The 20,985-nt window shown below is 71.2% G+C and carries 20 protein-coding genes; 7 read left to right on the top strand and 13 right to left on the bottom strand.

Features of this window, described 5'->3' with window-relative positions; genetic code table 11:
- Positions 1-14: 14 nt before the first annotated feature.
- From arsA to KAK03_RS22490, 6 genes are all read right to left on the bottom strand, one after another.
- On the bottom strand, positions 15-1,766 hold the full coding sequence (gene arsA, locus KAK03_RS22515) for an arsenical pump-driving ATPase (protein ID WP_310738706.1): 1,752 nt from the start codon (positions 1,764-1,766) through the stop codon (positions 15-17).
- A gap of 2 nt (positions 1,767-1,768) precedes the next feature.
- Positions 1,769-2,134 carry an arsenite efflux transporter metallochaperone ArsD gene (gene arsD, locus KAK03_RS22510; protein WP_210856923.1) on the bottom strand — a complete coding sequence of 122 codons (366 nt, stop codon included), beginning with the start codon at positions 2,132-2,134 and terminating at the stop codon, positions 1,769-1,771.
- Positions 2,135-2,201: 67 nt separating this feature from the next.
- Positions 2,202-3,233, bottom strand: coding sequence for an ACR3 family arsenite efflux transporter (arsB, locus tag KAK03_RS22505; RefSeq protein WP_210856922.1), 1,032 nt, complete (start codon positions 3,231-3,233; stop codon positions 2,202-2,204).
- A gap of 13 nt (positions 3,234-3,246) precedes the next feature.
- A complete protein-coding gene (locus tag KAK03_RS22500; protein WP_210856921.1) occupies positions 3,247-3,747 on the bottom strand; it encodes an arsenate reductase ArsC in 501 nt (166 codons plus the stop codon).
- 1 nt (position 3,748) lies between these two features.
- A complete protein-coding gene (locus tag KAK03_RS22495; protein WP_210856920.1) occupies positions 3,749-4,243 on the bottom strand; it encodes an arsenate reductase ArsC in 495 nt (164 codons plus the stop codon).
- Positions 4,244-4,252: 9 nt separating this feature from the next.
- Entirely contained in the window at positions 4,253-4,582 is a 330-nt protein-coding gene (locus tag KAK03_RS22490) for an ArsR/SmtB family transcription factor (RefSeq protein ID WP_210856919.1), read from the bottom strand.
- 67 nt (positions 4,583-4,649) lie between these two features.
- Here KAK03_RS22490 and KAK03_RS22485 point away from each other — a divergent pair, with 67 nt between their 5' ends.
- Genes KAK03_RS22485 through KAK03_RS22475 form a run of 3 tightly spaced genes read left to right on the top strand, consistent with a single transcriptional unit; the run spans position 4,650 to position 6,538 of the window.
- Complete coding sequence (locus KAK03_RS22485; protein WP_210856918.1) at positions 4,650-5,735, top strand: acyltransferase family protein; 1,086 nt, start codon at positions 4,650-4,652, stop codon at positions 5,733-5,735.
- Between the two features lie 34 nt (positions 5,736-5,769).
- Positions 5,770-5,979, top strand: coding sequence for a DUF4287 domain-containing protein (locus KAK03_RS22480; protein WP_210856917.1), 210 nt, complete (start codon positions 5,770-5,772; stop codon positions 5,977-5,979).
- A gap of 1 nt (position 5,980) precedes the next feature.
- Complete coding sequence (locus tag KAK03_RS22475) at positions 5,981-6,538, top strand: hypothetical protein (RefSeq protein ID WP_210856916.1); 558 nt, start codon at positions 5,981-5,983, stop codon at positions 6,536-6,538.
- Positions 6,539-6,568: 30 nt separating this feature from the next.
- Here KAK03_RS22475 and KAK03_RS22470 read toward each other — a convergent pair whose 3' ends face one another.
- The 3 genes from KAK03_RS22470 to KAK03_RS22460 are packed head-to-tail and all read right to left on the bottom strand — an operon-like array spanning position 6,569 to position 9,417.
- Positions 6,569-7,048, bottom strand: a complete 480-nt coding sequence (locus KAK03_RS22470; protein ID WP_210856915.1) for an Lrp/AsnC family transcriptional regulator — start codon at positions 7,046-7,048, stop codon at positions 6,569-6,571.
- A gap of 54 nt (positions 7,049-7,102) precedes the next feature.
- A complete protein-coding gene (locus KAK03_RS22465) occupies positions 7,103-8,218 on the bottom strand; it encodes a YbdK family carboxylate-amine ligase (RefSeq protein ID WP_210856914.1) in 1,116 nt (371 codons plus the stop codon).
- A 14-nt stretch (positions 8,219-8,232) separates the two neighbouring features.
- Positions 8,233-9,417 (bottom strand): cation:proton antiporter, encoded by a 1,185-nt coding sequence (locus KAK03_RS22460; RefSeq protein WP_210856913.1) that lies wholly within the window; start codon positions 9,415-9,417, stop codon positions 8,233-8,235.
- A gap of 247 nt (positions 9,418-9,664) precedes the next feature.
- On the opposite strand from KAK03_RS22460, the gene KAK03_RS22455 reads away from it, so the two are divergent.
- Positions 9,665-13,264 carry an indolepyruvate ferredoxin oxidoreductase family protein gene (locus KAK03_RS22455; RefSeq protein ID WP_210856912.1) on the top strand — a complete coding sequence of 1,200 codons (3,600 nt, stop codon included), beginning with the start codon at positions 9,665-9,667 and terminating at the stop codon, positions 13,262-13,264.
- Positions 13,265-13,298: 34 nt separating this feature from the next.
- Here KAK03_RS22455 and KAK03_RS22450 read toward each other — a convergent pair whose 3' ends face one another.
- Positions 13,299-13,898, bottom strand: a complete 600-nt coding sequence (locus tag KAK03_RS22450; RefSeq protein ID WP_210856911.1) for a DJ-1/PfpI family protein — start codon at positions 13,896-13,898, stop codon at positions 13,299-13,301.
- A gap of 50 nt (positions 13,899-13,948) precedes the next feature.
- On the bottom strand, positions 13,949-15,688 hold the full coding sequence (locus KAK03_RS22445; protein WP_210856910.1) for a putative bifunctional diguanylate cyclase/phosphodiesterase: 1,740 nt from the start codon (positions 15,686-15,688) through the stop codon (positions 13,949-13,951).
- Between the two features lie 188 nt (positions 15,689-15,876).
- Here KAK03_RS22445 and KAK03_RS22440 point away from each other — a divergent pair, with 188 nt between their 5' ends.
- Positions 15,877-16,671: a CsgG/HfaB family protein gene (locus KAK03_RS22440; RefSeq protein WP_210856909.1), complete on the top strand. Its 795-nt coding sequence runs from the start codon at positions 15,877-15,879 to the stop codon at positions 16,669-16,671.
- A 146-nt stretch (positions 16,672-16,817) separates the two neighbouring features.
- On the opposite strand, the gene KAK03_RS22435 is transcribed toward KAK03_RS22440, so the two are convergent.
- Positions 16,818-18,206, bottom strand: coding sequence for a TAXI family TRAP transporter solute-binding subunit (locus tag KAK03_RS22435; protein ID WP_210856908.1), 1,389 nt, complete (start codon positions 18,204-18,206; stop codon positions 16,818-16,820).
- Between the two features lie 665 nt (positions 18,207-18,871).
- Positions 18,872-19,318 carry a hypothetical protein gene (locus KAK03_RS22430; RefSeq protein WP_210856907.1) on the bottom strand — a complete coding sequence of 149 codons (447 nt, stop codon included), beginning with the start codon at positions 19,316-19,318 and terminating at the stop codon, positions 18,872-18,874.
- 146 nt (positions 19,319-19,464) lie between these two features.
- Between KAK03_RS22430 and yghU the strand changes: the two genes are divergently transcribed.
- Both yghU and KAK03_RS22420 read left to right on the top strand, forming a co-directional pair.
- The gene (gene yghU / locus KAK03_RS22425) at positions 19,465-20,325 is read left to right on the top strand and encodes a glutathione-dependent disulfide-bond oxidoreductase (RefSeq protein ID WP_210856906.1); all 861 of its coding nucleotides are present in this window, start codon (positions 19,465-19,467) and stop codon (positions 20,323-20,325) included.
- Positions 20,322-20,969: a glutathione S-transferase family protein gene (locus tag KAK03_RS22420; protein WP_210856905.1), complete on the top strand. Its 648-nt coding sequence runs from the start codon at positions 20,322-20,324 to the stop codon at positions 20,967-20,969. Before yghU ends, KAK03_RS22420 begins: the two co-directional genes overlap by 4 nt.
- The last annotated feature ends 16 nt before the right edge of the window (positions 20,970-20,985 follow it).

The raw sequence follows: 20,985 nt of genomic DNA, 5'->3' as shown, positions 1-20,985 counted from the left end.
GCGTCGCCGAGGGCTCAGCGCGCCGCCAGGGCCGCCAGCGCGTCGGCGCCCACCGGGGCCTCGCACTGCCAGGGCAGCAGCGCCGCGCGGTGCGCCGCGCGGTGCAGCACCTGGGCGATGAACGGCGCCTCGCGCGCCGCGCGGTCGGCCAGCACCGCGTCGGCGGTGCCACTGGCCAGCAGGCTCTGGTTGATGACCCAGGCGAAGGGTTCGATGCCGGCCCGCCGCAGTTCCTGCTGCAGGTGCTCGGCCTCGTGCACCGGCGTGGCCTCGGGCAGGGTGACGATCAGCACCCGGGTGTAGGCCGGGTCGCGCAGCCGCGGCAGCAGCTGGCGCACGGCCTCGGGCAGCTCGCCCTGGTTGCGCAGCACCTCTCGGTGGTAGGCCTCGGCGGCGTCCATCAGCAAAATGGTGTGGCCGGTGGGCGCGGTGTCGAGCACGACGAAACGGCCCTGGGCCTGCGCCACAGTGGCGGCGAAGGCGTGGAAGACGGCAATCTCCTCGGTGCAGGGCGAGCGCAGGTCCTCGTCGAGCAGCGCGCGCGCCGCTGCGTCCAGGCCGGTGCCGGCGCGCGCCATCACCGCCGCGCGGTAGCGCGCCACCTCGGCCGCCGGGTCGATGCGCTGCACCTGCAGGCCCGGCACCGCAGCGCCCAGCGCGCCTTCCAGGTGCGCGGCGGGGTCGGTGGTGGACAGCAGCACCGGGTGGCCGCGCCGCGCCAGTGCCACCGCCAGCGCCGCCGCCACCGTGGTCTTGCCCACGCCGCCCTTGCCCATGGTCATCACCAGGCCATGGCCGCCGGCCTCGATCTCGGCCAGCAATGGCGCCAGGCCACCGGGCAGTTCGACGGATTCCGCGGCCGCCACGGATTCGACCTGTGCCACCGGATGCAGAAAGGCCCGCAGCGCCGCCAGGCCCACCAGGCCGCGCGAGATGAAGCCGGTCTCGCTGCGCGGCAGCGCGGCCAGTCCGGCGGGCATCGCCGCCAGTGCGGCCTGCTGGCGCGCGGCCATGGCCTGCGCCACCGCGTCGGGGCCAGGCGCCTGCAGCAGGCCATTGAGCGCCAACGCCAGCGAGCGCACACCCAGGTCGGCCAGTTCGTGGCGGGTGCGCTCGGCCTCGCGCAGCGCGGCGGTGTCGGGGCGGGCCACCAGCACCACGGTGGTCAGCGTGGGGTCGGTCAGCGCCGCCAGTGCCTGGGCGTACAGCGCGCGCTGCGCCGCCAGGCCCGACAAGGGCCCCAGGCAGGACGTGCCGCTGCGGTTGTCCTGCAGAAAACCGCTCCAGGCCGAGGGCAGGCTCAGCAGGCGCAGCGTGTGGCCGGTGGGCGCGGTGTCAAACACCACATGGTCGAAGCCCGCCGCCGCGCCCTGGCCGGCCAGCAGCGCGGCAAAGGCATCGAAGGCCGCCATCTCCACCGTGCAGCTGCCGGAGAACTGCTCCTCCATGCTGCGCAGCGCGGCCTCGGGCAGAACGCCGCGGTAGGGGCCGACCATGCGCTCGCGATACGCGGCCGCCGCGGCCTCGGGGTCGATGTTGAGCGCGCTCAGGCCCGGCACCGCCGTCACCGGCGTGGGGTCGCCGCTCAGCGGGGTTTCCAGCACCTCGTCGAGGTTGGAGGCCGGGTCGGTGCTGACCAGCAGCACGCGCCGGCCGGTCTCGGCCAGCCGCCAGGCGGTGGCACAGGCCAGCGAGGTCTTGCCGACGCCGCCCTTGCCGGTGAAGAACAGGCAGCGGGTGTCGGCCTGCGGCAGCCGCGGCGCCACGCTCAGCACTGGCCGGGGGCGCAGCCGCAGGCGCCCAGCTTGATGTGCGGCTTGTCGGCGCTGGCGATGGGCAGGCCCAGCAGGCGCATCATCTGCAGCTTGCCGGGGTAGACGCCGGTGGAGGCGATGCGGCCATCGACCACGACGATCGGCAGCCGCTCCACACCGGCCTGCAGCTCGCGCAGCACCTCGGGGTGGGCCGCGAAGGCCTGCGGCGCATGGCTGAGGCTGTGGCGCTGCACCGTCACGCCGGCTTCGGCCAGCGCCTGCAGGTCGGCGCCGAACTGGGCCAGCACCGGGTCCACCTCAACGCCGCAGACCCCGCTGGGGCAGCACATCGCGGGCTCGAAAACGTCCAGTGTGCTCATCGTGTCTCCTGGTGGTGGACCTTCATCTTGCGCCTGCCCGCGCCGTCGGCCTTGATCCCGCGCAGGTTCAGCGCGCGGCGCCGGCGGCCTCGTACCAGCCCTTGCTGCGGTTGACCCAGCGCACCACCAGCAGCATCACCGGCACCTCGATCAGCACGCCCACCACGGTGGCCAGCGCGGCGCCGGACTCGAAGCCGAACAGGCTGATCGCCGCGGCCACCGCCAGCTCGAAGAAATTGCTGGCACCGATCAGGCAGGACGGCGCGGCCACGCAGTGGGCCTCGCCCAGCCAGCGGTTCAGGCCATAGGCCAGGCCGGCGTTGAACAGCACCTGGATCAGGATGGGCACCGCCAGCATCGCGATCACCAGCGGCTGCGCCAGGATGGCCCGGCCCTGGAACGCGAACAGCAGCACCAGCGTGGCCAGCAGCGCGCCGATCGACCACGGGCCGATGCGCGCCAGCGCGGCGTCAAACGCGGCCTGCCCGCGCGCCAGCAGCGCCCGGCGCAGCGCCTGCGCGATCAGCACCGGCACCACGATGTAGAGCACCACCGACACCAGCAGCGTGTCCCAGGGCACGGTGATGCTGGCCAGGCCCAGCAGCAGGCCCACCAGCGGCGCGAAGGCGAACACCATGATCAGGTCGTTGAGCGCCACCTGGCTCAGCGTGAACAGCGGATGGCCGTTCGTCAGCCGGCTCCAGACGAAGACCATCGCGGTGCAGGGCGCGGCGGCCAGCAGGATCAGGCCGGCGATGTAGCTGTCGAGCTGATCCGCCGGCAGCCAGGGCGCGAAGACCTGGCGCACGAACAGGCCGCCCAGCAGCGCCATCGAAAAGGGCTTGACCGCCCAGTTGACGAACAGCGTGACGCCAATGCCCTTCCAGTGCGCGCGCACCTGGTGCAGCGCGCCGAAGTCGATGCGCAGCAGCATCGGGATGATCATCACCCAGATCAGCGCGCCCACCGGCAGGTTGACCTTCGCGACTTCCATCGCCCCGATGGCCTGCACCGGGCCGGGCATCACCTGTCCCAGCGCGATGCCCACCACGATGCACAGGGCGACCCAGACGCTCAGGTAGCGCTCGAAGACACTCATTGCGGCCTCCGGCTCAGCTGCGCGCAATGCGCTCGAGGGCCGCCTGCAACTCAGGCCGCGGCAGCGTCGCCAGCGGAAGGTCCAGCAGCTGCAGCATCTTGTAGCCGATGGCCTGGCGCGTCAGCTCGAAGGCGCGCGGCTTGTCGGCCTCGGCGGCATTGGACGGATCGGGGTAGCCCCAGTGCACCTTCAGCGGCTGCTGGCCGGGGCCGCCGAAGAAGACCGGGCAGGTCTCGGCGGCGGCGCTGTCGCACACCGTGATGACGATGGACAGCGGCGGCGCCTCGGGGCCGGTGAACTCGTCCCAGCTCTTGCTGCGGTAGCCGGCGGTGTCCACGCCGGCGGCCTGCAGCGCCTGCAGCGCATAGGGGTTGATGCGGCCGCTGGGCGCGCTGCCGGCGCTGTGGGCCCGCACATCCAGCCCGCGCTGGGCGGCCAGGTGGTTGAGCATGCCCTCGGACAGCACGCTGCGGGCCGAGTTGTGGGTGCACAGGATCAGGACGTGGGTGGTCATCTCAGTGTTGTCCGATGGCTCGGATCTCGTGTTGCAGGGACAGGGGGGCCAGGGAAGCGATGGGCAGGGCCAGCAGCAGTTCGATGCGCCGTTTGAGCACCAGCGCGACCTCGAGGAAGCGGCGGCGCTGACGCGCTGCATCCTCATCGGGCGCCGCGGGGTCCTCGACCCCCCAGTGCGCCGTCATCGGCTGGCCCGGCCACAGCGGGCAGGTCTCGCCGGCGGCGCGGTCGCAGACGGTGAAGGTGAAATCCAGCACCGGGGCCTGGGGCCTGGCGAACTCGTCCCAGGACTTGGAGCGCAGGCCCTGCAGCGGCACGCCCAGCTCGGCCAGCGTGGCCAGCGCCAGCGGGTGGACCTGGCCGGTCGGATGGCTGCCCGCCGAATGGGCGACGAAGCGGCCGCCGCCCAGGTGGGCCAGCAGCGCCTCGGCCATGATGGAACGGGCAGAGTTGCCGGTGCAGATGAACAGCACCTGGAAGGGGGTGTCGGGCATGGCAGGGCGTCAGCAGGAGCAGGACAGGGTGGCCGCCGTGCTCAGCTCGCAGGGCTGGCCCGCACAGCAACTGGCGGTCAGGAAGGCGAGCAGCGCGTTCATGCGGGTGAAGTCGGCGCGGTAGATCAGGCGGCGGCCGTCGCGGGTGGCGTCGACCAGGCCGGCGTGGGTCAGCGCCTTCAGATGAAAGGACAGCGTGGCCGCCGGCATGCCCAGTTGCTCGGCCAGCACGCCGGGGGTCAACCCCACGGGTCCGGCCACCACCAGGGCGCGGAAGGCCGCCAGCCGGTTGGGCTGGGCCAGCGCGGCCAGCAGCGGGACGGCGTCTTTGTTTTCCATCCTTCCATTATCGTGAAACTATTTGACGATTCGGTGACAGCCCACGGCGAGGCCACAATCGCCGCCCATGCCCCACGCCCTGCCCGGACTTGACCTGCTGCGCGCCGCGGCCATCGTCTGGGTGATGCTGTTCCACTCCTGGATCGTCGGCGGCCTGGGGCCCGACTGGTCCTGGCTGTCGCGCCACGGCTGGATGGGCGTGGACCTGTTCTTCGTGCTCAGCGGCTACCTGATCGGCGGGCAGGTGCTGGCAGCGCTGGGACGCGATGGGCGTCTGTCGCTGACGGGCTTCTACCGCCGCCGCGCCTGGCGGATCCTGCCGGCTTACCTGGCCACGCTGGCGCTGTACCTGGCATGGCCGGACTTCCGCGAGGCACCCGGGATGGAGCCGGCCTGGAAGTTCCTGAGCTTCACCGTCAATCTGTCGATCGACTACAACGCCAGACAGGCCTTCTCGCACGCCTGGTCGCTGTGTGTGGAGGAACATTTCTACGCCCTCTTCCCGCTGATCGCGCTGGGCCTGTGGCGCTGGGGATCGGCGCGCAGCGCGTTGGCGCTGGGGCTGGGGCTGCTGCTGGGCGGCATCGCGTTGCGCGCGGCGCTGTTCCAGCACGGGCAGGCCACCGACCCGGAGATGACGCGCAACTGGTTCCTCGAGGACCTGTACTACCCCAGCTGGTGCCGGCTCGACGGCCTGCTGTGCGGCGTGGTGCTGGCCGCGGTGCAGCAATGCCGGCCCCACTGGTGGCAGCGCGCACGGCGCTGGGCCGACGCCGCGGCGCTGGGAGGACTGGCCACCCTGGGGGTGGCCTTCTGGGTGCTGCAGGAGCGGGTCAGCCTGGCCGGGGTGAGTGTCGGCTGGCCACTGCTGTCGGTGGCGCTGGCCGCGCTGGTGTTCGCCGGTGCCGGTCGCGACAGCCTGATCGGTCGCTGGCAGGTGCCTGGCGCCGGGGCCTTGGCGGCCATCTCGTACAGCCTGTACCTGGTGCACAAGCCGGCCTATCACCTGGTGCAGCTGTACGGGGGCGACGCGCTGCAGGGCCGCGGGCTGGTGGCCTTTGCCGCCTATGGCGCAGCGGCGCTGGCGGCTGGCGCCGCGATGTACCTGCTGGTCGAGCGGCCTGGCCTGCGCTGGCGCGATCGCCTGCGTTGACACGATACTTGGGCCCTCGCTGGAGGATTCCGTCATGCCCGACACCGCCAAAGTCAAAGGCCCCGCCTCGTACTTCCCGTCGATCGAGAAGACCTACGGCCAGCCGGTCGAGCACTGGTTCGGGGTGCTGCGTACCGCCGGGCCGCTGAAGCACATGGAACTGGTGGCCCTGCTGAAAGGCCAGCACGGCCTGGGCCACGGCCACGCCAATGCGCTGGTGGCCCACTTCATGGCGGCGCGCTGACATGGCCCGCGCTGCGTTCTGGCTGGCCGCGCTGCTGAGCGCCGCCGCACCCGCTGCCCAGGCGTTCGATTACAGCGGCACCAAGACCCTGCTGGCGGTCACTGGCGATGGCCAGCGCACCCCGATCGGCACCATCACCTTCACGCCCGCCGCGGGCGATACCCGACAGTTCAGCATCCGCTGGCGCCACGAGGTCTTCACCGACCACTTCCTGTCGATGCGCGAGTTCAAGTGCCTGCCTGGCGGCCCCGAGATCAGCTGCCAGGTGCCCTACCCCTACGCGCAGCCCGGCACGGTGGCGCCGGGCCAGCTGGCCTGGCTGGAGCACAGCCTGCTGTTCCTGCACAAGAGCCCGGCCGAGTTCGGCGCCAAGCTGTGGAACGGCCTGTACTTTGCACTGCGCGAGCAGGGTGACACGCTGGTGGGCGAGCCGCAGGCGGTGGATCTCAATGCCATCGGCGCGCCGCCCGCGCGGCTGGAGGTGCCGCCCTTCGGGCCGGCGCAGCGCCACGAGGTGACGCCCGGCGCACGCTGGCTGCGTCAGCTGGTCATCGAGTGAGCCGAGCAGCGCAGCGGCACACCCGGCGGCTCAAGCCCCCACCGGCAGGGCCACGACGGCCTTGACCTCCTTGAGCACGATGGCGGAACGCACATGGGCCACCCCCGGCAGCTTGAACAGCGTGTCGTGCAGGAAGCGCTCGTACGAGGCCACGTCGGCCACCAGCACGGTCATGATGTAGTCGCTCTGGCCGGTGGTGGCCAGGCAGCGCACGATCTGCGGGCAGGCGGCCACCGCCTGCTCGAATCGCTGCACCACGGCCTCGGCATGCTCGCCCAGGTTGACCTCCACCACCACCGCCAGGTCCAGCCCCACCTTCTCGCGGTCGACCAGCGCGGTGTAGCCGCGGATCACGCCGGCCGCCTCCATCTCCTTGACCCGCTTCCAGCAAGGCGTGGACGACAGGCCCACCCGCTCCGCCAGCTGCTGCACCGTCTGCCGCGAGTCGCGCTGCAATTCGGCCAGGATGCGCAGGCTGTAGCGGTCGAGGGTGGGAGCGTTGCGGGCCACGGTGATCGGACAGGTTCAGACGCCACAGTGTAGGCGCGCCACGCAGGCGCTCGCTCAGGCGCGGAACTGCTGCAGCGCCAGATCGACGATGGCCTCGGCGCAGCCCGCCTGGCGCGCGCGATCGCGCAGACGCTGGGCGTCGCCCGGTCCGGCCAGCACGCGCTCCAGATGGTCCAGCGCCGCCATAGCGCCCAGGTCATGGGCGTCGGTGCGCAGGCGCGCCAGCGTGTCGGCGATGTCATTGCGCAGCGGCCGCTGCATCGCGTCGCGCGGGTCGACCAGCACGCCGTCCAGACCGAAACGGCAGGCCTGGAAGCGGTTGTAGCCGTACACCAGGTAGTCACTCTCGCGAGGCAGCTGTTCGCGCCGCTCCAGCAGGTGCAGGCACAGGCACTGCAGGTAGGCGGCCAGCGCGGCGGCGTGGTCCACGCTCAGCGGCGTGTCGCACACCCGCAGCTCGATGGTGCCGTACTCGGGCTTGGGGCGGATGTCCCAGTAGAAGTCCTTCATGCTGGACACAATCCCGGTGCGCTCCATCGACGCGAAGTAGCCGTCCACGAAGCCCTGCCAGGACAGCTCGAAGGGTGCGCGTCCGCTGAGCGGAAAGGCATTCACCGCATTCAGCCGCGACGACTGGAACAGCGTGTCATGCCGCTGCACGTAGGGCGAGGAGGCCGACAGCGCGATGAAATGCGGCACGTAGCGCGACAGCGCGTGCAGCAGGTACAGCGCATCGTCGCCGCTGGCGCAGCCCACGTGCACATGCTGGCCGAAGACCGTGAACTGCTTGGCCAGGTAGCCATACAGCGCGGACACCTCCAGGAAGCGCGGCTTGTCGAAGATGCGCCGCTCGCTCCACTGCTGGAAGGGGTGGGTGCCACCGCCACAGACGCCCACGTTGATGCGGTCGCCCACCGCCACCAGCCGGTCGCGGATGCGCTGCAGCTCCAGCAGCAGGCTGCCGTGCTCGTGGTGGATGCCGGTGGACACCTCGATCATGCTTTGCGTGATCTCGGGGACGACCTGGCCGGGCGGCGGGTCGTCGTGCAGCAGCATCAGCATGTCGGGGCTGGCACTGACCAGGTCGTGGTCGCTCAGGCTCACCAGCTGCAGTTCGAGCTCCACGCCCAGGCTCAGGGCGCGCGAGGCAGCGAAGGGGGGCAGGGGCATGAGCAGGCTCCGGTTCAGCGGCCCTCGGGCGGGGCCAGTTCATGGGCACGCTTGAGGGCCCAGCGGGTCAGCGCGGGGCCGGCGATCTCGAGCAGCCAGGTGGCCGCGGCCAGCGGGGCGATCGTGCCCAGCACGTCCAGGCCCATCACCCGCGCCTGCTCCAGCAGCAGGATCACGAAGACCGAGATCGGTGTGGACGCCACGCCTGCCAGCATCGCCTTGTGGCGCCCCAGGCCGTCCCCACGCGCGGCCACCCAGGCCACGCCCAGCTTCACGCCCAGGCGCAGCAGCACGATCAGCACGCCCACCCACCAACCCTGCAGCACCAGGGCGATGTCCAGCGCGGCCCCGGCGAAGATGAACAGCAGCACCGCCATCACGTCGCCCAGCGCGCCGAAGTTGCGCTGTGCGCTGGTCAGGCCGATCCGCCGATGGCGCGCGGTCAGCCCGAAGACCAGCGTGGCCAGCACCGGCGACAGCGTCCAGGCCAGCGTCACCGACACCAGCAGCATCACGGCGATCGCATAGGGCAGCGTGGTGTCGGGCACCGGCGGGCCCAGGCGGTCGATCAGCCAGGGCAGCAGCACCCCGAAGCCCAGACCCAGCGCCGCCGAGCCCAGCAGCATCGCACCGCTGTTCCACAGCGCCTGCCCCCAGTCGCCCAGGCTGCTGAGCGTCCACGCACCGGCAGCCAGCTTGAACAACAGCACCGCGATCACGCACTGCAGCGCCGAGCCGTGCAGCGCGCGTTCGGTGACGATGCCCGAGGCCCGGCCTTCGTTGATCACCCGCATCAGCCCGGCCGGCGAGCCACTGGCCGCCAGCGCGGCCACCATCCAGGACAGCAGCGGCTCCATGCCCAGCCAGCCGCAGGCCAGCCACACCAGCAGAAAGATCAGCAGCGACTCGATCACGCCCTGCGCGGTGAAGCCGGGGTTGCGCAGCAGCCAGTTCAGGTTGATGCGGTAGCCGAACTCGAACAGCGTCAGGCCGAAGGCCACATGCACCAGCCACAGCAGTTCGCGCTGGTGCACATCACCCAGCCAGCCCAACTGCGTGCCGCCCAGCAGGAATCCCAACAGGCCGTAGGCCGCCACCCGTGGCACGCCCCAGGCGCGGTAGGCCAGTTCGCCCACGACCCAGCCCAGCCCGATGGCCACGGGCCAGGTCAGCGATGACAGCAGTGGTATCGCGTCCATGTGCTTCCGTCCCCAGGCTTTGCTGGCCTGTCCGATGAGTCAAATACATTGGTACCAATGTAATTCACTGCCAGATCGGGATTACCCTGAAGCGCTGCACATTCGGAATCCAGACCGCTCAGGACCCCAGCATGAAGAACATCTGTTCTCCATTCGCTGGAAATGGAGAACGGATCAGCGATTTCCCAGGGTTGACCCCGAACCAGCCAGGAAGATCATTCCTCTGCCCAGGCCCGAGGATCACGCCATGGACCACCCGATGCCCACCCCCGCCCTCGCCCGCCCCGACTACCAGCTCGCCGACGGCCTGTGGGCCGAGCGTGGCACCGTCTTCTTCAGCGGCACCCAGGCCCTGGTGCGGCTGTTGCACATGCAGCGCCAGGCCGACGCGGCCGCCGGGCTGAACACCGCGGGCTTCATCAGCGGCTACCGCGGCTCGCCGCTGGGCATGGTCGACCAGGCGGTGTGGAAGGCCGGCCGGCGGCTGGAGGACGCGGGCATCCGCTTCGTGCCCGCCATCAACGAGGAACTGGCCGCCACCCAGGTGCTGGGCACGCAGCGGGTGCAGAGCGACCCGGAGCGCACCGTGGAGGGCGTGTTCGCGCTGTGGTACGGCAAGGGCCCGGGCGTGGACCGCGCGGCCGATGCGCTCAAGCACGGCAACGCCTACGGCTCATCGCCGCTGGGCGGCGTGCTGGTGGTGGCGGGCGACGACCACGGCTGCGTCTCGTCGAGCATGCCGCACCAGAGCGAGCACGCGATGATCGGCTGGCAGATGCCGATCGTGGCACCCGCCGATGTGGCCGAGATCGTCGAGTTCGGCCTGTATGGCTGGGCGCTGTCGCGCTACAGCGGCGCCTGGGTGGGGCTGACCGCGCTGTCCGAGGTGGTGGAAAGCGCCGGCACGGTGGACCTGGACCTGATCGCCGCGCGCCGCGCCGCCTGGGTGGACGCCGACACCGTGCGCGCGCTGACCGGCCACCAGCCGCCGCCCGACGGTCTGCACTACCGCTGGCCCGACCTGCCCTCGCTGCGCATCGAGTCGCGCCTGGCCGACAAGCTGGCCGCGGTGGCCGCCTTCGCGCGCGTCAACACCATCGACCGCGAGGTCATCGCCAGCGTCGACGCCACCGTGGGCATCGTCACCTGCGGCAAGGCGCACCACGACCTGATGGAGGTGCTGCGCCGGCTGGAGATCACGCCGGCGATGCTGGCCGAGGCCGGCGTGCGCCTGTACAAGGTGGGCCTGTCCTGGCCGCTGGAAACCACGCGCCTGCGCCACTTCGCGCGTGGCCTGAAGGAGATCCTGGTCATCGAGGAGAAGGGCGCGATCGTCGAGCAGCAGCTGAAAGAGCTGTTCTACAACGCGCCCACCCACGCCCGCCCGGTGATCGTGGGCAAGCACGACCGCCAGGGCAAGCCGCTGGTGTCGGCGCTGGGCGAGTTGCGCCCCTCGCGCCTGATCGAGATCGTCGCGCACTGGTTTGCCGAACACTTCCCGCGCCAGGAGACCTTCCGCAACCACCTGCGCCACCTGATGCCGCACGTCCATGACTTCACGCCGCCGGCGCTGCTGTCCAACGTGGGCGACAGCGTCAAGCGTCTGCCCTACTTCTGCGCCGGCTGCCCGCACAACACCAGCACCAAGGTGCCTGAAGGCAGCACCGCCCGCGCCGGCATCGGCTGCCACTTCATGGCCAACTGGATGGACCGCAGCACCGCCGGCCTGATCCAGATGGGTGGCGAGGGCGTGGACTGGGTCTCGCATGCGATGTTCACCAAGACGCCGCATGTCTTCCAGAACCTGGGCGACGGCACCTACCACCACTCCGGCTATCTGGCGATCCGCCAGGCGGTGGCCGCCAAGGCCACGCTGACCTACAAGATCCTCTTCAACGACGCGGTGGCGATGACCGGCGGCCAGCCGGTGGACGGCATCATCAGTGTCGACGCCATCGCCCGTCAGGTCGAAAGCGAAGGCGTCAAGCGCGTGGTGGTGGTCAGTGACGACATCGCCAAGTACGACGCCATCCACGACCGCTTCCCCGCGGGCACGCAGTTCCACCCGCGCGAGGCGCTGGACGCGGTGCAGCGCGAGCTGCGCGAGATCGCCGGCGTCACCGTGCTTATCTACGAGCAGACCTGCGCCGCCGAGAAGCGCCGCCGCCGCAAGCAGGGCAAACTCGCCGACCCGCCCAAGCGCCTGTTCATCTACGACGCGGTCTGCGAAGGCTGCGGCGACTGCACCGTGCAGAGCAACTGCGTGGCGGTGCTGCCGCACGAAACGCCGCTGGGCCGCAAGCGCCGCATCGACCAGACCGCCTGCAACAAGGACTACAGCTGCGCCAAGGGCTTCTGCCCCAGCTTCGTCAGCGTGACTGGCGGCACGCTGAGAAAACGCAGCGGCGCGATCGCCTCAGACCCCGCCGCCTTTGATGCGCGCTTGGCCGCGCTGCCGCAGCCCACCCCCCACACATGGACCGGCCCCTGGGACCTGCTGGTCACCGGGGTCGGAGGCACCGGCGTGGTCACGGTGGGCGCTGTCATCGCCATGGCCGCGCACCTGCAGGGCCACCGCGCCAGCGTGCTCGACTTCATGGGCTTTGCGCAGAAGGGCGGCTCGGTGCTGAGCTTCGTGCGCCTGGCCGACACGCCTGAGCGCCTGAACCAGGTCCGCATCGACACCCAGCAGGCCGACGCCCTGCTGGCCTGCGACCTGGTGGTGGGCGCCAGCGCCGACGCGCTGCAGACCGTGCGCCACGGCCGCACCCGCATTCTGGCCAACACCCACCCGGTGCCGGTGGCCGAATCGCTGCGCGTGCCCGATGCGTCACTGCAGATCGACGCGCTGCTCGAGAAGATGCGCTTCGCGGCCGGCGACGAGCGCGTCGAGACCTTCGACGCGCAAAGCCTGGCCGAGGAGTTCCTGGGCGACACCGTCACCAGCAACATCCTGGCGATGGGCTGGGCCTGGCAGCGCGGCCTGGTGCCGGTGAGCCTGGGCGCGCTGACGCAGGCGATCCGCCTGAACGGCGTGGCGGTGGAGGCCAACCTGCGCGCCTTCGGCCTGGGTCGCCTGGCCGCCGCCGATCCCGCGGCGCTGGCGGCGCTGCGTGCTGCACCTGCCGCCGCGCCGCTGGACGACTCGCTGGACGCGCTGCTGACCCGTCTGCAAGCGCAGCTGAGTGCCTGGCAGAACCCCGCCTGGGCCGAGCGCTTCCGCGACCGCATCGCCCGGCTGCGCGCCGCCGAGGCGGGCCTGGGCCGCGACCCCTCGCTGCCGCTGACCCGCACCGCCGCCACCAGCCTGGCCCGGCTGATGAGCTACAAGGACGAGTACGAGGTGGCGCGCCTGTACAGCGACCCCGGCTTCGAGGCCGCACTGCGCGAGCAGTTCGACGGCGATCTGCGGCTGGCCTTCCACATGGCCCCGCCGCTGCTGCGACCGCCGCGCGGTGGCGTGGCGCCGCGCAAGATCGTCATGGGCCCCTGGCTGCGCAGCGCGATGCGGGTGCTGGCCGGTTTGCGCGGTCTGCGCGGCAGCGTGCTGGATGTGTTCGGCCGCACCGAGGAGCGTCGCCTGGAACGGGCGTTGATCAGCGCCTTCGAGCAGCGACTGGACGAACTGGCCGCGGGCCTGAACGCCGATCGCCTGCCGCTGGCGCAGCAGATCGCCGCTCTGCCGCAGCAGGTGCGCGGCTTCGGCCATGTGAAGCTGGCCAACCTGGCGCTGGCGCGCGCGCGCGAGGCCGAGCTGATGCACCGCTGGGATCCGCAGCGCTACCCGCGGCCGCAGGGACCGGCGCAGGCCGGGCAGCTCAAGGGCATTGCGGTGGTGGCGGGCTGAGCGGCCGGCCAGCGGTTCAGAGGCTGAGAGGCTCTCAGAGCAGGTAGGGCCCGATCGCCGCCATCGCCCGCTCGACGCTGGCCTCCTTCTCGCCCACCGGCGCCACGTAGTGCAGCGCCTGGCGTGCGGCGTCCAGGCCTTCGGTGCGCGCCAGCACCCAGGCCGCCAGGTAGACCGAGGCCAGGCAGCCGCCCGCGGTGGCCAGGTTGCCGGCGGCGTAGAAAGGCTGCTCCAGCACCTGCACGCCCGCCTCCTGCACCCAGGGCCTGGTGGTCAGGTCGGTGCAGGCCGGCACCGCGCCCAGCAGGCCCAGCCGCGCCAGCAGCAGCGTGCCCGAGCACTGCGCGCCGATCAGCTGCCGCGCCGGGTCCAGCCGCAGGCGGGCCAGCAGCACTGGGTCGGCGCAGACCTCGCGGGTGCGCAGGCCGCTGCCGACCAGCACCACCTCGGCGTCGGCCGCTTCCTCCAGCATCGACTGCGCCTGCACCGTCACCCCGTTCATCGAAGTGACGCTGGCCTCGGGACAGCACAGGCTGACGCGCCAGTCGGGCCGCCGGATGCGGTTGAGCAGGCCCAGCGCAATCAGCGAGTCCAGCTCGTTGAAGCCCTGGAAGGTGAGGATGGCAATGTGCATCGCCCGATTGTGGCGGCTGTGCCCGTCGCCCGGCATCGCGCGCCCGCCCGTCAGGACGCCAGCGCAGGTTCGACCGCCGCCCCCGGCAGCAGCACCACGGCATCGGCCGGGACCGGACGACCCAGCAGGAAGCCCTGGCCGCAGTCGCAGCCCAGGTCACGCACATGCGCGCGCTGGGGCTCGGTCTCGATGCCTTCGGCGATCACCCGGCAGCTCAGCGCATGCGCCATGCCGATGATGGCGCGCACGATCGCGTCGGCACGCGGGTCGGTGCCCAGCGCGCTGACCAGCGAGCGGTCGACCTTCAGGATGTCCAGCGGCAGACGGGACAGCTGCGACAGGTTCGAGAACCCGATGCCGAAGTCATCCAGCGCGATCATCACGCCGGCCGCGCGCAGGCGCGCCAGACGGGCCGCGGTGGCGGCAAAGTCGGTCATCGCCATCGACTCGGTGATCTCGATCGACAGCAGCTCGGCGGGAATGCCGGCCTGCTCGATCGCCTCGAGGACCTCGGCGCAGAAGTGCGGATCGCTGAACTGCGACGGCGACACATTGACCGCCACGTTCAGCGGCCGGCCCTGGACCATCCACTGCCGGCATTGCGCCACCGCCATCGTCAGCACCTGGCGCCCGAGCTCGCCCATCAGGCCGCTGCGCTCGGCAATGTCGATGAAGGCGCCGGGCGGCAACAGGCCGCGGGTGGGATGGGCCCAGCGCACCAGCGCCTCGACGCCGCTGAGCTGGCCATCGCGCAGCTGGAACTTGGGCTGGAAGTGCAGGCGCAGCTGCCCCTGCTCCAGCGCCATACGCAACTCGGCCTCGATGCGGGTGGCGTCCAGCAGCGCCTGGCGGGCCTGCTGGTCGAAGAACTGGTAGCGCGACTTGCCGGCCTGCTTGGAGCCGTACATCGCCAGGTCGGCGAAGGCCAGGATCTCCTTCGGGTCCACGGAGTCGTCGGGCGTGATCGCAATGCCCAGGCTGGCGCCCACCGTCACCTCCTGGCCCTGGACGCTGAAGGGCGCGGCCAGTGAGCGCACGATGCGCTCGCCGATCTCGGCCAGTTCGGCCCGGTCGGTCGTGCCCGGCAGGATGGCCACGAACTCATCACCGGCGAAGCGGGCGAAGACGACATCGCGCGGCAGCCGGTCGCAGGGTGTGCCGAAGGCGTCCAGGCAGGTGTCGATGGTGTGCAGGTCGCGCTCCAGGCCCTGCTGCAGCAGGCGCTCGGCGGCCTGGGCCAGCAGGGCGTCGCCACCGGCGTGGCCCAGGGTGTCGTTGACCCGCTTGAAGCCGTCCAGGTCGATGAAGATGATCGCCGCGCGGTAGGTCTCGCTGCGCGACGGATCCAGCGCGAAGTTCAGCAGCCGGTCGACCACGCTGCGATTGGGCAGGCGGGTGATCGGGTCGGTGTAGGCCAGCAGGTTGATGCGCAGCACGTTGTCGTTGAGCCGGCTGCGCATGCGGCGGAAGCTGTTGGCCAGGCCGCCGATCTCGCAGGCGCAGTCCACCTCGACAGGGGCGCCGAAGTCGCCGTCGGCGATCGCGTCGGTGCTGCGCCGCAGGGCGTCGACCAGGCCTGTCAGTCGACTGGCCATCCAGAAGATCGCCGCCCCGACGCCGACCGCCGCGCCGGCCACGACCGCCCAGGCCCGTGGCTGGCCCAACGCAGCGCCGCCCAGCGCCGTGACGCTGCCCAGGGCGGCCAGCGCGCCCAGCACGCCGCCCGCCAGCGCAAAGCGCCAGCGGATGCTGTTCAGACCCTGTCCGGGATCGAGAAGGCCCGTGGGCATGTGTGATGGAGTGAAGCGATCAGGCATGGCGCAACCGGCCGAAGGCCGCCGGCGTCAGCCGGTTCTTTCGGCCGTTCGGAGCCACAGTTAAGCGGCGCGATGCAGCGGCCCCGCCGGGCGGACTGCTACATTCATGACCGTTCGTGAGAGGTGCCGCCACAGGCGCCCGCGCACACCAGGGAGCCGACATGTCATCACCCCACTGGGGGCGCGCCGCAGGCGCCGCCCTTGTCATCATCGCGCTGGCCGGCTGCGGCAAGCAGGGCGTCGAGCTGGGCCAGGGTGGCTCGGTCGTCACCGGCAGCGGCGGGCCCACGGGCGCGCAGAACGCGGCGCGCGCCTTGCAGACCTGCGACGCGCCGATCGCCGTGGTCGCGCTGGAGGAGAACCAGAACGGCTACACCGGCATCGGCCGCGGCGGCCTGCCCGAGTCGCCGCTGCCGCTGGTGCGCGTGGTGATGCAGCAAAGCGGCTGCTTTCGCATCGTCGACCGCAACGCCGGTCTGAAGGCCACCCGGCGCGAGCAGGAACTGAAGGACGCCGGCGTGCTGCGCGCCGACGGCGACGTCCAGAAGGGCCGCGGCCTGATGGCCCAGTACAGCGTGGTGCCCAGCCTGGTCTTCTCTGAGCAGGACGCCGGCCGCCAGATCGGCGGCATCCTGGCCATGATCCCGGTGCTCAACAGGCTGGCCGGCGCCGCCGAGCAGGTGCGCATCAAGGAAGCCCAGGTCGTGCTGCTGCTGACCGACAACGAGACCACCGAGCAACTCTCCGCCGCCACCGGGTCGGCCCGCACCACCGACCTGGGCCTGGGGGGACTGGTCGGCGGCCAGGGCGGCGGCATCGGCGCGCTGGGCTGGAGCAACACCAACGAAGGCAAGGTGATCGCCGCGGCCTTCCTGGATGCGCACAACGCGCTGGTGGGCCAGCTGCGCACGCTGGCGGCCAAGCCCCTGCCAGCGGGGGTGAAGACGAAGTCGTGAGTGACCGGGGAAACCAGGCGGCTTCAGCCTGAACTCAGAAGGTCGCCCTGCGACTCTGGCCGGCCGTTATCGGCCCGGAGCAGCCACACGGCGCGGTTGATGGCGGGCCGCCACCATGGACGCGGCGCCGGCTGATCGGGCGGCCGTCAACTTGATCCGTCAGCAGGCACCTCCGTTGGCCGGGATCGCTGGGCCAGCAGGCGCTTGCGCACCGCATGGATGTTGTTGCGCAGCGCGTACAGCTCGTCGGCATAGGACAGCGGCACCGCAATGCGGTGGGTGACACGGTCCAGTTCGTCCAGCTCGTCGAGCAAAGCATCGCGCTCGCCGGTGCCGGCTTCCAGTTTGGCTTCCACCTCGCGCAGTCGCGCATACCAGCGGAACACCCGCGAGCGCACGCGGAAGGTGTAGAGCGGCGGCACGACGCGCGACAGCGGAAGCATCAGCACCAGCAGGCCGCCGACCACCAGCCACATGCGTTCCAGCAGATTGCCGGCCCAGAAGGGCAGGTAGCGCGCCCAGGCCGGCGGCGTGCCGTTGATCGCGCGGTCGCCCTCGGCGCTGACCGGCAGCTCGCTGGTGCGGGTGTTGGGGAAATCGCGCGTGCCATTGAACCAGCCAGCCTCGCTGTGCAGGCTCAGGGCCGCCTGCGCGAACAGCTGGCGCAGCGCAGGGTGCGTCTGCTCGCGCGCCAGCAGTGCGGTCGTGGTGGCCAGCAGGGGCACGTCGTGACGCGGCACGTCGGCCCCCAGGTCCACCACACCGCGCGGCAGCGTCACGGTGGACAGGAAGGGCAGGTGGCGCGAATAGGCCTCGTTCTGCTCGAAGGCCATCAGCGCGATGGCCGGATCGCGCAGCAGCGCGCGGATCAGGCCGGCCTGCGGCGCCGAAATCAGCACCGCGGCGTCCAAGCGGCCCTGGCGCAGGGCCAGGCCGGCGGCGTCGGGCGCCAGATGGGACAGCCGCAGATCGGTCGGCTTGAGCTGGTTGAGCGCCAGCAGCTTCTCGACAATCTGGGGCACACCGCTGCCGTCCTGATCCACACTGACGCGCAGGCCGCGCAGCTGGGCCAGGCGCTGCAGTTCGCCGCCGGGCTGGCGGCGCGCGATGTCGAGATCGCGGCGATAGAAGATCCAGATCGGCTCGTAGAACAGGCTGCCCAGCGAGACGATGCCGGCCTCGGTGTCGGCCACCGGATCGGCCATGCCGCCACGGACAAAGCCCACATCGGCCGTCCCCGCGCGCAAAAGGGCCAGATCGTCCTGTGCGCCTTCGCTGGCGATCAGATCCACCTGGATGTGCTCGCGCGCCAGCGCTTTCGCGTAGCCCTCACCGAAGCCGGCATAGGCACTTCCGGCCGGGCCGGTGGCCAGCTTCACCTGACGCGGCGGCTGCGGATCAAGCCACCAATAGGCCGCCACCAGCAGGCCTCCGCCGAGCAGCAGCAGCGGGCCCAGCGACACCAACAGGTCGCGCAGCGTCTGGAGCAGCAGGCGCAGGCGGCGGGTGGCCTGCCAATGGTGAATCGGGGTCATGGCTGGCCATTCTTGCCGATCCATCGCCTGGGTCGGGCGCTTGGCCGATGGAAGACCAACCCGACGTATTCGAGACGCGCCAAGCCCGTGCGCCCCTTGTGCTGGCAGAACCGCGCCGCACCAGGCGGAACCGGCGTTTGGCAGGGTGCTCTGCGCCAGACAGGAGGGGGGCTGACACCAGGGACCGATCGTCGGCGTTCATCGACCGCGCGGACGGAGGGCCGCCCGCACGGCAAGCTTTCACACACCGTCGCGGAACGACGGCTTCAAGGCATGCCTGCCGACCATGGTCGACTGAGCTTGGCTGAGCCCGGGTCTACGCTGAGCGTGCCGCGAGACGACGCAGGGCCGTGTTCCGTGACAGCTGGGAGACCTTGGCCTGGGTCAGCAGCGAAGAGACGTCCCGTGAAAAGGCCTCGGTATCAACGTCCTTCGGTCTTCGCCGGCTCTGCCCGACATGGGCAATGGCCGACAAGCCGTGCCACTCGATAGGCCTGCAGTGGCTGTTGGGCGGTGAGCATGTGAATCTCTGCCCAGTCCACGGAGGTGCCGATGGCTGCGTCTCGAGACAGACCGCTCCGGGCGGCGCCAGCAGACCCGTCGACCACCTGGACCGACCGGCTGAAGCCGTTGCCGAACCGCCCTCGACGCCTACGTTCCGGACATCAACGCAACCAGCCTGCCAATGCCCCCCGACGCGCCCACACCCACTGCAGCCCCGCCAGCACCACGATCAGCAGCGAGAACAGCATTGGCCCGGTGCCGCCCATGCCGGCCGGCGGCTGGGTCAGCAGGTGGTTCTGCACGAAGACCGCGGCCGACCCGGCCAGCGAGGCGGCGTAGGGCCACAGCGCCGCGCGCCGGCCGATCAGCATCAGCAGCGCGCCAATCAGGCCACCCCAGGTGCCCACGCCCCAGGCCACATGCACCCAGCCGGGCAGGCCGTCGATGTAGGCCATCATCTCGGGCGGGAAGTCGGCCAGGTAGCTGGCGTTGCGCGTCTGGGTCATCGTGAAGTCCAGCGCACCCACCGCGTTCCACAGCAAGGCCAGCACGGCCAGGGGCACGCGGCGGCGGGCGTACCAGGGCAGATCAGACGGGGTGGGGCTCATCGGCGACTCCTGAGGAACCGGGGCGTGCCCGATTCTGTGGCGTGCCGCGCCGCGGGTCAGCCCCCCAGTTCCCGGGGGCGGCCCGGCGCCAGGGTCTTCCCGCGGGGGGGCGGCGCCAGGCGGCGTCACTGCCTACACTGGCCCGCATGAGTGAGCCCTACACCCCTCCCAAGGTCTGGACCTGGGACCGCGCCAACGGCGGTCGCTTTGCCAGCATCAACCGCCCGATCGCCGGGCCCACGCACGACAAAGACCTGCCGGTGGGCCGGCACCCGCTGCAGCTGTATTCGCTGGCCACGCCCAATGGCGTGAAGGTGACGGTGATGCTGGAGGAACTGCTGGCCCTGGGGCACACCGGCGCCGAGTACGACGCCTGGCTGATCCGCATCCAGGAGGGCGACCAGTTCGGCAGCGGCTTCGTCGAGGTCAACCCCAATTCGAAGATCCCGGCGCTGATGGACCGCAGTGGGCCGCAGCCGGTGCGGGTGTTCGAGTCGGGTGCGATCCTGCTGTACCTGGCCGAGAAGTTCGGCGCGCTGCTGCCCACCGGTGCGCAGCGCGCCGAGTGCCTGTCCTGGCTGTTCTGGCAGATGGGCAGTGCGCCCTACCTGGGCGGCGGCTTTGGCCATTTCTACGCCTACGCGCCGGAGAAGTTCGAGTACGCGATCAACCGTTTCGCGATGGAGGCCAAGCGGCAGATGGACGTGCTGGACCGCCGCCTGGCCGAGAGCCGCTACCTGGCCGGCGACGACTACAGCATCGCCGACATCGCGGTCTGGCCGTGGTACGGCGCGCTGGCCAAGGGCCAGCTCTACGAAGCGGGCGAGTTTTTGTCGGTGCACGAGTACACGCACGTGGTCCGCTGGGCCGACGAGATCGCGCAACGGCCAGCGGTGCAGCGCGGGCGCATCGTCAACCGCACCTGGGGCGCGGCCGATGCGCAACTGGCCGAGCGGCACGAGGCGGCCGACATCGACCGCGCGCGTCACCCGGGCAGCGCCACATGAGCCAGGGTGACCTGACGCTGTACGACTGCCTCACCGCGCCCAGCCCGCGCCGGGCGCGCATCCTGCTGGCCGAGAAGGGCGTGCCGCACACCACGGTGGCGGTGGACCTGCGCCAGGGTGAGCAGTTCACCGAGGCCTTCCGCGCCGTCAACCCGCTGTGCACGGTGCCTGCGCTGCGCATCGAGGGCGGACCGGTGCTGACCGACAACGCCGCGATCCTGGCCTACCTGGAGGCGCGCTTCCCCGAGCCGCCGCTGACCGGCCGCACGCCCGAGGAGAAGGCCGAGGTGGCGCACTGGCACTGGCGCGCCGAGTTCGAGGGCCTGCTGGCGGTGGCCGAGGTGCTGCGCAACAGCTCGCCCGCGATGCGCGGCCGCGCCCTGCCGGGCCCGGTGGACTACGCGCAGATCCCCGAACTGGCCGAACGCGGCGTGCTGCGCCTGCAGCAGTTCTTCACCGCTCTGGACACGCGCCTGGCCGACCGGCCCTGGCTGGCGGGTGAATCCTTCAGCGTGGCTGACATCACCGCGGTGGTGGCGGTGGACTTTGCGCGGGCGGCGAAACAGCGGCCCGACGAGCGCCACCCGCACCTGCTGCGCTGGCGCGCCCGGCTGGCCGAGCGGCCGGCGATCGGACCGGCCTGAGGCGACGCTGAACAAG

This window comes from Ideonella alba (assembly GCF_018069845.1).
In the GTDB taxonomy this organism is placed as follows: domain Bacteria; phylum Pseudomonadota; class Gammaproteobacteria; order Burkholderiales; family Burkholderiaceae_C; genus Ideonella; species Ideonella alba.
The sequence above is the reverse complement of the archived record's forward strand: the minus strand, read 5'-3'. Positions and strand labels throughout refer to the sequence as shown.

Excerpts from the sequence above, each read along its gene's own strand:
- arsD (WP_210856923.1), bottom strand. The coding sequence starts at position 2,134 with ATGAGCACACTGGACGTTTTCGAGCCCGCGATGTGCTGCCCCAGCGGG.
- arsB (WP_210856922.1), bottom strand. The coding sequence starts at position 3,233 with ATGAGTGTCTTCGAGCGCTACCTGAGCGTCTGGGTCGCCCTGTGCATC.
- KAK03_RS22500 (WP_210856921.1), bottom strand. The coding sequence starts at position 3,747 with ATGACCACCCACGTCCTGATCCTGTGCACCCACAACTCGGCCCGCAGC.
- KAK03_RS22495 (WP_210856920.1), bottom strand. The coding sequence starts at position 4,243 with ATGCCCGACACCCCCTTCCAGGTGCTGTTCATCTGCACCGGCAACTCT.
- KAK03_RS22490 (WP_210856919.1), bottom strand. The coding sequence starts at position 4,582 with ATGGAAAACAAAGACGCCGTCCCGCTGCTGGCCGCGCTGGCCCAGCCC.
- KAK03_RS22485 (WP_210856918.1), top strand. The coding sequence starts at position 4,650 with ATGCCCCACGCCCTGCCCGGACTTGACCTGCTGCGCGCCGCGGCCATC.
- KAK03_RS22480 (WP_210856917.1), top strand. The coding sequence starts at position 5,770 with ATGCCCGACACCGCCAAAGTCAAAGGCCCCGCCTCGTACTTCCCGTCG.
- KAK03_RS22475 (WP_210856916.1), top strand. The coding sequence starts at position 5,981 with ATGGCCCGCGCTGCGTTCTGGCTGGCCGCGCTGCTGAGCGCCGCCGCA.
- KAK03_RS22465 (WP_210856914.1), bottom strand. The coding sequence starts at position 8,218 with ATGCCCCTGCCCCCCTTCGCTGCCTCGCGCGCCCTGAGCCTGGGCGTG.
- KAK03_RS22460 (WP_210856913.1), bottom strand. The coding sequence starts at position 9,417 with ATGGACGCGATACCACTGCTGTCATCGCTGACCTGGCCCGTGGCCATC.
- KAK03_RS22455 (WP_210856912.1), top strand. The coding sequence starts at position 9,665 with ATGGACCACCCGATGCCCACCCCCGCCCTCGCCCGCCCCGACTACCAG.
- KAK03_RS22450 (WP_210856911.1), bottom strand. The coding sequence starts at position 13,898 with ATGCACATTGCCATCCTCACCTTCCAGGGCTTCAACGAGCTGGACTCG.
- KAK03_RS22445 (WP_210856910.1), bottom strand. The coding sequence starts at position 15,688 with ATGCCCACGGGCCTTCTCGATCCCGGACAGGGTCTGAACAGCATCCGC.
- KAK03_RS22440 (WP_210856909.1), top strand. The coding sequence starts at position 15,877 with ATGTCATCACCCCACTGGGGGCGCGCCGCAGGCGCCGCCCTTGTCATC.
- KAK03_RS22435 (WP_210856908.1), bottom strand. The coding sequence starts at position 18,206 with ATGACCCCGATTCACCATTGGCAGGCCACCCGCCGCCTGCGCCTGCTG.
- KAK03_RS22430 (WP_210856907.1), bottom strand. The coding sequence starts at position 19,318 with ATGAGCCCCACCCCGTCTGATCTGCCCTGGTACGCCCGCCGCCGCGTG.
- yghU (WP_210856906.1), top strand. The coding sequence starts at position 19,465 with ATGAGTGAGCCCTACACCCCTCCCAAGGTCTGGACCTGGGACCGCGCC.
- KAK03_RS22420 (WP_210856905.1), top strand. The coding sequence starts at position 20,322 with ATGAGCCAGGGTGACCTGACGCTGTACGACTGCCTCACCGCGCCCAGC.